The organism is Methanobacterium sp., assembly GCA_012838205.1.
Taxonomy (GTDB): domain Archaea; phylum Methanobacteriota; class Methanobacteria; order Methanobacteriales; family Methanobacteriaceae; genus Methanobacterium.
This window is the reverse complement of record DUPR01000044.1, coordinates 1-2272: the sequence shown is the minus strand read 5'-3', so window position 1 is coordinate 2272 and position 2272 is coordinate 1. Positions and strand designations below refer to the sequence as shown.

Sequence of the window (2272 nt, the reverse complement as noted above, 5' to 3'; positions counted from 1 at the left end):
CGGTATTCAAAAATGACAAGATATGTGATGAATACAGATATGGACTAATAAATAAAAACGCCACACAACATGCGGTATAGCCAATAAGGGTTTCAGAGGTATGCGAAGGTTTGTAGCCCGCTTCAACTTTCGTGTACCTTGATAGGTGATTAGCCCGCAATCCCTTACTGGCCATACCGCCAACGTTGGCGGTAATGGCGAAAACCAACCTAAATAAAGAAAAAATGTTAGTTTTGTAGTATGATGAAAAATGACATTAAAAATTATATAGACTTGTTAGATTTGAAAGAACCTTTATTGCTAACAGGAGATTCTCTTAAAATACTTACTTTATTACCTGATGAGTCAATAGACTGTATTATAACTAGTCCACCATATTGGGGACATAGGCAGTATAGTGGTGGTGGGATTGGCCTTGAATCGAATTATTCAGAATATATAGAGAATCTACTTCAAATTACTCAAGAATTACATAGAGTTTTAAAAATAACAGGTTCTTTCTGGCTCAATATTGGAGATACTTATCGTAATAAAAAACTACAAGGAATCCCTTGGCGTGTTGCTCTGAAACTTACCGATAATCAAAATTGGATTCTAAGAAACAGCATTATATGGAATAAACATAAAGGAGGATTAGATAGTAGTAAAGATAAACTAAGAAATGTTCATGAGAATATATTTCACTTTGTTAAAAACGAAAAGAAATATTTTTATGATGCTTCTATAATTCGTTCAGATGCGAGAAAATCTATTGTGAAAAATGGTTCTGTTGTATCAGCAACTGGCGTTAGTGGGATAAGGTATAAGCGACAAATTGAATTAACAACTGCACTAACAGAAGAAGAGAAAAAAAATGCTTTAAATGCTTTAAACGAGGTGCTTTCAAGAATTAAACTTGGTGAAATTTCAGATTTTAGAATGATAATACGTGGAAACCAAAGAACTACTCATTCTAATTCAGAAAAAGTATCAGGTAGAGCAAAAGAATTGAAGCAAAAGGGATTTTACTTTTTATTTTATAATCCTGATGGCACATTGCCAGGAGACGTATGGGATATAATTCCAGAAGACACCCAAAAACGAAAAACACATTTTGCTGTATATCCAGAAGATATTTGTAAAATACCAATTTTGGCGACTTGTCCTCAAAGCGGAATTGTTTTAGACCCATTTTCAGGAAGCGGAACTACTTCTTTAGTTGCTTTTAAATATAATAAAAAATCAATCGGCATCGATATATCTGAAGAATATATTGAGTTTTCAAAAGAGAGAATTAATGAATATAAATACGAAAATAACGGAGTTCTTCAACTATTCAACCAAGAATAGTACTGTAGATTGGCCAGTAGTTGTATCAAATCAGCACTGTAAATACTTGAATAAAAAATGCATCAAAGTAAGAAAAAGTGAACCCGAAATATCGATTGGTACGTGCACAGTTGAATATGGAAAATCTGGGGAGAACATTATAATTTGCCCACATAGATTACTGGAAAAAAGAAAAATATTTTTTGATTGTATACATTTATTAACAATGCACGAACCAGGGAATGAAGTGCATGTAGTACCAGAAATCAACATTCCTGGCGGTAGTGTTGATTACTTTGTAGCATCCGTCCGCGATAATAAAATCAAAGATTTCATTGGTGTTGAACTTCAAACGTTAGATACTACCGGTACTGTATGGCCAGAACGTCAGAGATTTTTAGGAAATCTCGATATTGTAGAAGAACCGGAAGAAGGATATGGGAAAAAACCATATGGAATGAATTGGAAAATGACAGCAAAAACAATTTTAGTTCAATTACATCATAAAATTTCGACTTTCGAACATTTAAACAAACATTTAGTTCTTGTCCTACAAAACCAATTATTGGACTACATGAAAAAAGAATTTTCATTCTCCCATCTGAGTCAACCTGCCAAAATTGGAGATTCTATGCATTTTCATGCTTACAAATTGGATATCAATAATAACAACGATTACGATATCAAATTGAAGGATAGACTTAGTACTGATAGCACTGGTATAGCAACGGCAATGGGACTCAAAGCAGACGCAAAAATTGAACTTAAAATGATAATAAAAAATCTTGAATCAAAAATATCGGAGAGAACTTTATTGACTTTATAAAGCCACATACCGCCAACATCGTGTATAGTGCATTTGGCGGATAGTGCTAATTTCAAGGGCATTGCATCTAATTAACCTTGTAGTGGTTTGACAGGTTCGTGCTTCGAATCGCCAAACGACACCATACACGTAACCGTT

2 protein-coding genes are annotated in these 2272 nt (G+C 33.8%); both read left to right on the top strand.

What is annotated here, in order from left to right; all coding sequences use genetic code 11:
• Positions 1–240 precede the first annotated feature (240 nt).
• Positions 241–1329 (top strand): site-specific DNA-methyltransferase, encoded by a 1089-nt coding sequence (locus tag GXZ72_06620; protein HHT19215.1) that lies wholly within the window; start codon positions 241–243, stop codon positions 1327–1329.
• Positions 1277–2134: a hypothetical protein gene (locus GXZ72_06615; protein ID HHT19214.1), complete on the top strand. Its 858-nt coding sequence runs from the start codon at positions 1277–1279 to the stop codon at positions 2132–2134. Before GXZ72_06620 ends, GXZ72_06615 begins: the two co-directional genes overlap by 53 nt.
• The last annotated feature ends 138 nt before the right edge of the window (positions 2135–2272 follow it).

Coding starts and splice junctions, on each gene's coding strand:
- GXZ72_06620 (HHT19215.1), top strand. CDS start 241: ATGATGAAAAATGACATTAAAAATTATATAGACTTGTTAGATTTGAAA.
- GXZ72_06615 (HHT19214.1), top strand. CDS start 1,277: ATGAATATAAATACGAAAATAACGGAGTTCTTCAACTATTCAACCAAG.